General features: G+C 73.0%; 9 protein-coding genes. 2 read left to right on the forward strand and 7 right to left on the reverse strand.

Annotated elements, in window-relative coordinates; genetic code table 11:
• A partial coding sequence (locus GT030_RS08250) for an ATP/GTP-binding protein (protein WP_202459846.1) occupies positions 1-300 on the forward strand: 300 nt, incomplete at its 5' end.
• Between the two features lie 28 nt (positions 301-328).
• Entirely contained in the window at positions 329-1,585 is a 1,257-nt protein-coding gene (locus GT030_RS08255) for a styrene monooxygenase/indole monooxygenase family protein (RefSeq protein WP_161200522.1), read from the forward strand.
• A gap of 35 nt (positions 1,586-1,620) precedes the next feature.
• Here the strand turns inward: GT030_RS08255 and GT030_RS08260 are convergent, their stop codons facing one another.
• The 7 genes from GT030_RS08260 to GT030_RS08290 all read right to left on the reverse strand — a co-directional run.
• A complete protein-coding gene (locus GT030_RS08260) occupies positions 1,621-2,664 on the reverse strand; it encodes a C40 family peptidase (protein WP_161200523.1) in 1,044 nt (347 codons plus the stop codon).
• Positions 2,665-2,778: 114 nt separating this feature from the next.
• Positions 2,779-3,120, reverse strand: a complete 342-nt coding sequence (locus tag GT030_RS08265; protein ID WP_161200524.1) for a hypothetical protein — start codon at positions 3,118-3,120, stop codon at positions 2,779-2,781.
• A gap of 15 nt (positions 3,121-3,135) precedes the next feature.
• Positions 3,136-3,786: a TetR/AcrR family transcriptional regulator gene (locus tag GT030_RS08270; protein ID WP_161200525.1), complete on the reverse strand. Its 651-nt coding sequence runs from the start codon at positions 3,784-3,786 to the stop codon at positions 3,136-3,138.
• A gap of 49 nt (positions 3,787-3,835) precedes the next feature.
• The gene (locus GT030_RS08275) at positions 3,836-4,774 is read right to left on the reverse strand and encodes a diiron oxygenase (RefSeq protein ID WP_161200526.1); all 939 of its coding nucleotides are present in this window, start codon (positions 4,772-4,774) and stop codon (positions 3,836-3,838) included.
• A gap of 120 nt (positions 4,775-4,894) precedes the next feature.
• Entirely contained in the window at positions 4,895-6,352 is a 1,458-nt protein-coding gene (locus GT030_RS08280) for a penicillin-binding transpeptidase domain-containing protein (RefSeq protein WP_161200529.1), read from the reverse strand.
• Between the two features lie 32 nt (positions 6,353-6,384).
• Positions 6,385-7,746, reverse strand: coding sequence for an FtsW/RodA/SpoVE family cell cycle protein (locus tag GT030_RS08285; RefSeq protein WP_161200527.1), 1,362 nt, complete (start codon positions 7,744-7,746; stop codon positions 6,385-6,387).
• A 25-nt stretch (positions 7,747-7,771) separates the two neighbouring features.
• A partial coding sequence (locus GT030_RS08290; RefSeq protein WP_161200528.1) for an SH3 domain-containing protein occupies positions 7,772-8,045 on the reverse strand: 274 nt, incomplete at its 5' end.

The following is an 8,045-nucleotide window of genomic DNA, read 5'->3' on the forward strand; positions in this document are numbered from 1 at the left end:
TTCTGGTTCATGTGGGACGACCTGGTGCGCGGCGCGATAGGCGCCGTGGTCCTGGCCGACACCCGCCGGCTCAAGGACTGCTTCCCGGCGCTGGACTACTTCGAGAGCTGCGGCCTGCCCTATGTGGTCGCGGTCAACCACTTCGACGGCAGTGAGATGTTCGGGCCGGAGGACGTGCGGGAGGCACTGACCATACCGGCGCACATCCCTGTCATGATCATGGACGCGCGGCGCCGGATCTCAGCGATCGAGACCCTCCTGGCCCTGGTGGGCCACGCGCTCGACGTAACCCCCGAGTAGCCCAAAGCCCCGTAGGAGACACCCCCGCATGCGGAAGATACTCGTCGTCGGAGCCGGCCAGTCCGGTCTCCAGCTCGCCCTCGGCCTCCAGTCGCACGGCTACGAGGTCACCCTGATGTCCAACCGGACGGCGGACGAGATCCGTTCCGGCCGGGTCATGTCGACCCAGTGCATGTTCGACACCGCGCTCCAGCACGAGCGTGACCTCCAGCTCAACTTCTGGGAGTCCCAGGCCCCGAAGATCGAGGGGCTCGGCGTCTCGGTCGCCGCCCCCGGCTCCTTCGACCCCGGCCCCTCCCAGCGGGCCATCGACTGGGTCGGGAAGCTGGACGGCTACGCGCAGTCGGTCGACCAGCGGGTCAAGATGGCCGGCTGGATGGAGACCTTCGCCCAGCGCGGCGGCCAGCTCGTCATCCACGGCGCGGCCGTCGGTGACCTCGACTACTTCTCCCGCACCTACGACCTGGTGCTGGTCTCGGCCGGCAAGGGCGAGCTGGTGTCGATGTTCGCCCGCGACCCGGAGCGCTCCCCGTACACCGAGCCGCAGCGGGCGCTCGCGGTGGCGTACGTGCACGGCCTCGGCCCGCGGCCGGAGCACCCGGAGTTCGACGCGGTCCGCTGCAACCTGGTGCCGGGCGTCGGCGAGATGTTCGTGATGCCGACCCTGACCACCTCCGGCCGCGCCGACATCCTGTTCTGGGAGGGCATACCCGGCGGCCCGCTCGACGTGTTCAACGGCATCAAGGACCCCGCCGAGCACCTCTCCCTGACCCTGGAGCTGATGGAGAAGTTCCTGCCCTGGGAGTACGCCCGCGCCACCAAGGTCGAACTGACCGACGCCGGCGGCACCCTGGCGGGCCGTTACGCGCCGACCGTGCGCAACCCCATCGGCCGGCTGCCCGGCGGCGGCCTGGTCCTCGGCGTGGCCGACGTGGTCGTGGCCAACGACCCGATCACCGGCCAGGGCTCCAACTCGGCGTCCAAGTGCGCGGCCGCCTATCTCGCGTCCATCCTGGAGCGCGGCGACCAGCCCTTCGACGAGGAGTGGATGAAGGCCACCTTCGACCGCTACTGGGCGACCGCCCAGCACGTCACCAAGTGGACCAACGCCATGCTCGCCCCGCCGCCGGAGCACATCCTCAACCTCATCGGCGCCGCCGGCCAGCTCCAGCCGGTCGCCGACCGCTTCGCCAACGGCTTCAACGACCCGGCCGACTTCGAGAACTTCTTCTACGACCCCGCGAAGACGGAGGCGTACGTCGGCTCGGTGGCCGCCGGCGCCTGACGTACTCACGACCCTCTCGGCCCCGTGCCCGCCTCTCACAGGCGGCGCGGGGCCGCGTCGGGTCGTACGGCGCCCAGGACCGGGTTGGCCGCCAGGGGGGAGATCTTGACGTTCTCGCCCGTACGGGGAGCCTGGACCACCTTGCCGTCGCCCAGGTAGAGGGCGACATGGGTGGCCTCGGGGAAGTAGATCACCAGGTCGCCGGGGCGCAGCGAGTTCAGCGGGACGTGGGGGAGCCGGGCCCACTGCTCCTGGCTGGTGCGGGGGATGGGGGTGCCCGCGCGGGCCCAGGCGCGGGAGGTCAGGCCCGAGCAGTCGAAGGAGGCCGGGCCCTCGGCGCCCCAGCGGTACGGCTTGCCGAGCTGGTCCAGGGCGTAGCGGACCGCCTGGCCGCCCTCCGCCGAGGCCGGCCGGTCGGCGCCGAGGGCGCCGGAGCCGGTGAGGCTCCGCTGCGCCCGGGCCACCCCGTCCTGCTCCAGCCGGGACACCTCGCCTCGCTGCTGCGGGGTGAGGGAGGCGAGGAGCCGTTCCACGTCCGCCAGGCGCCGGGTCACGTCGTCCCGCTGCTTCTTCTGCTTCGCGGCCAGGGTGAGCTGGGTGTCCAGCGCCCTGCGGGCCGACTTGGCGAGCGCGTCCGCGCGCTTCTCGGCGCCGGTCAGCCGGTCCAGGGTGGCGGCGTGTTCACCGGCGACGCGGCCGATGACATGGCCCTCGTCGAGTGCCTGCTGCGGGTCGCGGGCCAGGAGCACGCGGACGTAGACGGAGAAGTTCGAGCTGTTCTGGTACTGCTGGCGGGCGAGTCGTCCGGCATCCCCCTGGCTGGCCTTCAACGCCAGCCTGGCCTTGGCCAGTTCACCGTCCAGGCGCTTCACCGCGGCGCGCTGGGCGGTGAGCTTCTCGGCGGTGGCGTTGTAGGTCTCGGTGGCCTGCTCGGTCTGCCGGTACAGTTGCCGAAGGTCCGTCAGCAGCTGGGCCACCGGGCGCTGCGGCTCCGGCGCGGCCAGGGCGGGCGCGGGCGCGAGGGCGACCTGGGCCGCCATCGCGGCCGTACAGGCCAGGCGCAGCAGGGTTCCTGACACGACATCACCTCCGGTACGCGGGGCGGCGGACCTCCCGCCGGCCTCCGTACCGCGAGCTTGTGCCGTGTCCCGCCGGGTTTGCGAGCCGAACGTGGGCGGTCCGGCGCAACCATGTCACCCGGTCGGGTCGTCCGGCTTGCCGTGCGGCGTGTTGTCCCGCCTCGGCCTCGACCAGGGCCAGCGGAGCCGGTCGGCGTCGCCGAGGCCCTCGGGGTCGTGCACGTACTTCCACCCGCGCACCAGCCTCCCCCACGCTCGGCTGAGCTTGCGCGGGGGGACCCCCACGGTGTGCCCGCGAGGGGTGCGCCGGTACACCAGCACGGTGGGCGGCCCGCCGGCCGCGTCGGGGACCGGGATGCGGTACGTCTTCGGGGGGTGGCCGGTCGGGCCGAGCAGCACGGGCAGCACCCGGCCGTCCATCGGGCCGCCCTCGAAGGGGATGTCCTGACTCTTCACGCCCTCAAGTCTCGGTCATCCCCCGGCGATCGCGGCGACGACGGCCGCCGTCTGCGGGTCGCGTCCGGCGGTCACCACCAGGACGGCGGTGAACTGCTCGACCAGCCAGTCCCGCAGCTCGTCCCTCGGCGGCCGCTTGTCCTCGTCCAGCCACATCAGCGAGGACGCCTCGACCGCCGCGACCCACATCCGCACCGTCATCCGCAGCCGGGGTCCCGGCTCGGTCACCCCGAGGTGGCTGTAGAGGTGTTCGGCGGCGGCCCGGCGCACCCCGTCCACGATGGCCGTGGTCCGGGAGGTCTCCACCACGCTGCCGCCCTGGAGCAGGGCGCTGAACCCCGTGTCGTGCTCGTCCACGAAGGCCAGGTAGCGGTCGAGGACCCGCGCGAGCCGGGCCGCCGTCGGCCCCTCACGGGGCTCGTCGAAGCAGAGCCGCAGCGCCTCGGCGGCCGACGTCAGCGCGGCCTCGTAGAGCTGCTGCTTGCCGCCGGGGAAGTAGCGGTAGACCAGCGGGCGGGAGACCCCGGCCGCCTCCGCCACGTCGTCCAGCGAGACGTCCTCGGGGGCGCGGTGCGCGAAGAGGGCCAGCGCCGATTCCAGGAGCTGGCCGCGGCGCTGTTCCACGCTGAGGCGTCGGTAGGCGGGGGTGGCGGCCGACGGGGTCATGACGGCAGCGTAATCGCTCCCCTCCCGGCCGCCCTGCCGGGTGGCGTCGCTACGCCAGCAGCCCCGACGCCTTCCACAGCCGCCGTCCGGCGCCGCGCAGGACGCCGATCTCGTCCAGGAACTCGGTGAGCCGGCCCGCGCCGGTCTGCATCACCTCGCGCCGGTGCCCGCTGGCCTTCACCTGGGCCACCGCCTCGCGCTTGTCGAGGCCGACGTTGGTGTACACCTCCGGGTTGATGAAGGCGATGGAGAAGATCCGCGCGAACTCGCCGGAGGTGACACGGGTGAACTCCCGCGACCACTTCGGCGCCGTCACCATCTGGCGGCGCAGCTCCTCACGGGCGTACCGGACGTGCCGGGCCTCCTCCACCACGTGGATGCGCGTGACGCCCCGGATCAGCGGCTGCACCCGCTCGTCGGGGAAGGTGAGCCGCTGCATCCAGTCCAGTACCTCCTCGCCGAGCAGGGTGGCGGTGAAGGAGCCGGGCGTGGTGGAGATGGTCTTGAACAGGCGCCCGAGGTTCTGGTGGGCCCGGCTCACCGGGTACCAGGGGGTGCCGCCGCGGGTGACCACGCGGGCGAACATCTTGGAGTGCCGGCACTCGTCCTCGATCTCGGTGAGCGCGTACCGGACGTGGGCGCTGGTGGCCGGCTTGTCGTAGATGTGCCGCACCAGCAGCTGCATCAGGATCAGCTCGAACCAGATGCCCAGTGAGGCGAGCGCGGCGGCCTCGTGCCGGGACAGGTCGATGCGCTGCTCCTCGCTCATCCGGTGCCAGAGCGGGGTGCCGTACAGCGACACCAGCTCCGGGGGCCAGAACCACTTGCCCTCCTCGAAGGGGGCGTCCCAGTCCAGCTCCTTGTCCGGGTCGAAGGAGTGCTTGGCGGAGGAGACGAGCAGTCGCTCGGCCACCTGCTCGCGGTCCTTGAGCGCGCCGAGCGCGTCGCGCAGCCCGTCGAGCGCGTCCGCTTCCGTCAGGGTCGTCATGGCCTTTGGTCACCTCGTCCAGCCAGGGGTACGTCGTCGTCAGCCTCTTATGAGACTGCGTGTCAGCAAGGGCGTCAATCCCTCGCGCACGACTTTTACCGACGACGCGTCACCTCGGGCTCAGGAACCGAGCACCGCCCGCATCACATCCCGGGCGATCGGCGCCGCGTCCCCGCCCCCGCTGATCTCCCCCCGGTCCGCCGAGGCGTCCTCCACCACCACCGCGACCGCCACCGCCGGCTGCGGCGCGCCGTCCGCCTGCGCCCAGGAGACGAACCAGGCGTACGGCACCCCGGTGTTGCCGACCCCGTGCTGCGCGGTGCCCGTCTTGCCGCCGACCGTGGCACCCCGGATCGCCGCGTTGCCGCCGGTGCCGCGCTCCACCGCGTCCCGCATCAGCTCCTTCAGCCGGGACGCCGTCGACGCCCGCACGACCTGCGTCAGCGGATGCGCACCGCCGCCCGCGACCGTCTCGCCCCCGGAGCGGGTGGTGCGCTCCACGAGGTACGGCGCCCGCGCCTGCCCGCCGTTCGCCACCGCCGCCGACACCATCGCCATCTGGAGCGGGGTGGCCCGCGTGTTGTACTGCCCGATGGAGGACAGGCCGAGCTGCGCCTTGTCCACCACCGTGTCGAAGGTGGACTCCGCCACCGCGAACGGCACCCGGAGCCCCGTGTCGTTGAAGCCGAAGGCCCCCGCCGTCGCCGCCATGTCCCCCAGCCCCACGTCCACGCCCAGCTTGGCGAACACCGTGTTGCAGGACCACGCGAACGCCTCCCGCAGCGAGGCGTCCCGGCAGCCGTCGGCCTCGTTGGTCAGCCGGGTCGTGGTGCCCGGCAGCCGGTACGGGTCGGGGGAGTCGGTCGGCGCGTCCAGATCCGTGATCACTCCGGCGTCCAGCGCGGCCGCCGCCGTGACCACCTTGAACGTCGACCCCGGCGGATACGTCTGCCGCACCGCCCGGTTCAGCATCGGCTTGTCCGGATCGGCGTTCAGCCGCTCCCACGCCGCCGCCGCGCGCGTACCGTTCCCCGAGAGCCGCGCCGGGTCGTACGACGGGGTCGACACCAGCGCCAGCACCCTGCCCGTGGCCGGCTCGATCGCGGCCACCGCGCCCTTGCGGCCGCCCAGCCCCTGGTACGCGGCCCGCTGCGCCTTCGCGTTCAGCGTGGTGACGACGTTCCCGCCGGGCGCCGTCCCGCTCGCCGTGTCCTGCCACACCGGGAACCCCGACAGCAGCGGATCGGTGCCGGACAGCAGCCGGTCCTCCGCGTGCTCCAGGAAGGTCGAGCCGAAGCGCTGCGAGGCGAAACCGGTCACCGGGGCGTACAACGGGCCGTCCAGGTAGGTGCGTTCGTAGCGGAGCTGCTCGCCGGTGTCGCGGGAGCCGGTCACCGGCGCGCCGCCGACCAGGATGTTTCCGCGCGGCTGCTGGTAACGGGCGATGGCCGAGCGCCGGTTGGCCGGGTTGTCCCCGTACGCGCCCGCCTCGACCACCTGCACCCGCGCCGCGTTGGCCAGCAGCGCCAGCAGGAGGAGGCCGCAGAAGACCAGGGCGTGCCGGATGTACGGGGCCATCGGGCGGGTGCCGCCGTAGTCGCCCGGTCCGCTCACGGGGCCTCCTCGCCGTCGTACTGGCTGCGCGCCGAGTCGCTCACCCGGATCAGCAGGGCCACGATCGCCCAGTTGGTGACCACCGAGGAGCCGCCCTGGGCGAGGAACGGCATCGCCATGCCGGTCAGCGGGATCAGCCCGGTCACCCCGCCCGCGATCACGAACACCTGGAGCGCCAGGATCGACGCCAGCCCCACCGCCAGCAGCCGCCCGAACGGCTCCCGCAGGGCGAGGGCGGCCCGGAATCCCCGCTCCACCAGCAGGGCGTACAGCAGGAAGATCGCCGCGAGGCCGGCGAGGCCGAGTTCCTCACCGGCCGTCGCCAGGATGAAGTCCGACTTGGTGGCGAAGCCGATCAGCGGGGAGTGGCCGAGCCCCAGCCCGGTACCGGTCATCCCGCCCGCCGCGAAGGCGAACAGCGACTGGGCGAGCTGGTTGGGTCCCTCGCCCGCGTCGATGCTGGCGAAGGGGTCCAGCCAGTCCTCGATCCGGCCGTGCACATGCGGCTCCAGATGCCCGACCGCCCACGCGCCGAGCACCGCCAGCACCAGCCCCACCGCGATCCAGCCGGTCCGCCCGGTCGCCACGTACAGCAGCACCACGAACAGGCCGAAGAAGAGCAGCGAAGTGCCGAGGTCCCGCTCCAGCACCAGCACCCCGACGCTCAGCAGCCAGATCGTCACGATCGGCCCGAGCACCCGCCCGGTCGGGAACTGCAGCCCCCAGATCCGGCGCCCGGTGTACGCGAGCGCGCTGCGGTTCGCGGCCAGGTAGGCGGCGAAGAACACCGCGAGCAGCACCTTGGCGAACTCGCCCGGCTGGATGGAGAACCCCGCGATCCTGATCCAGATCCGCGCGCCGTTGACCGCCGGGAACAGGATCGGCAGCAGCAACAGCACCAGTGCCGCCGCCACGCACACGTACGAGTACCGCTGGAGCACCCGGTGGTCCCGCAGCACCAGCACGACCACGATGAACAGTCCCACCCCGAGCGTCGACCACACCAGCTGCGCCGGGGCCGCCCGGTCGGCCGGGGTCTGGAGGTCGAGCCGGTAGATCAGCACCAGCCCGAGCCCGTTCAGCAGCACCGCGATGGGCAGCGGCAGCGGATCGGCGTACGGCGCCCGCAGCCGCACCGCGATGTGCGCGAGCAGCGCGAGACCGCCGAGCCCGGCCCCGTACCCCGCCGCGCCGGGCGGTACGGAACCGGTGCGGGCCACGCCGACCGCGCAGTAGCCGTACACCGACAGCAGCACGGCCAGCACGATCAGGGCCAGCTCGACCCCGCGCCGCCGGGGCAGCCGGGGACGCGGGACGGCGGTGCGGGAGGCGGGCGGCGCGGTCCCGGCCTGGGTCATCGGCGGGAGTTCCGCTGGCGGGGGATCAGCACCAGCGCGGGGCGGGCCCGACGTTGCCGATGTACCGGGCCGAGGCCCACGCCCAGGTGCCGTCCGTCAGCAGGTACCAGAGCGGGTTGGTGCCGACCCGGTCGCCGTTCACCTTGCAGTAGATGGACACGCGCTCGCCCTGCCTCGCGAAGCGGACGCGGCGGGTGCCGCGGTCCGGGCGGTCGTGCAGCCAGATGCCGCCCTCGGCGGTCACCACACCCTCGTACCGGCGCGGGTCGCGGTCGCCGCGCCCGCCCGCGTGCCCGTCG

The organism is Streptomyces sp. SID1328, assembly GCF_009865595.1.
Lineage (GTDB): Bacteria > Actinomycetota > Actinomycetes > Streptomycetales > Streptomycetaceae > Streptomyces > Streptomyces griseoluteus.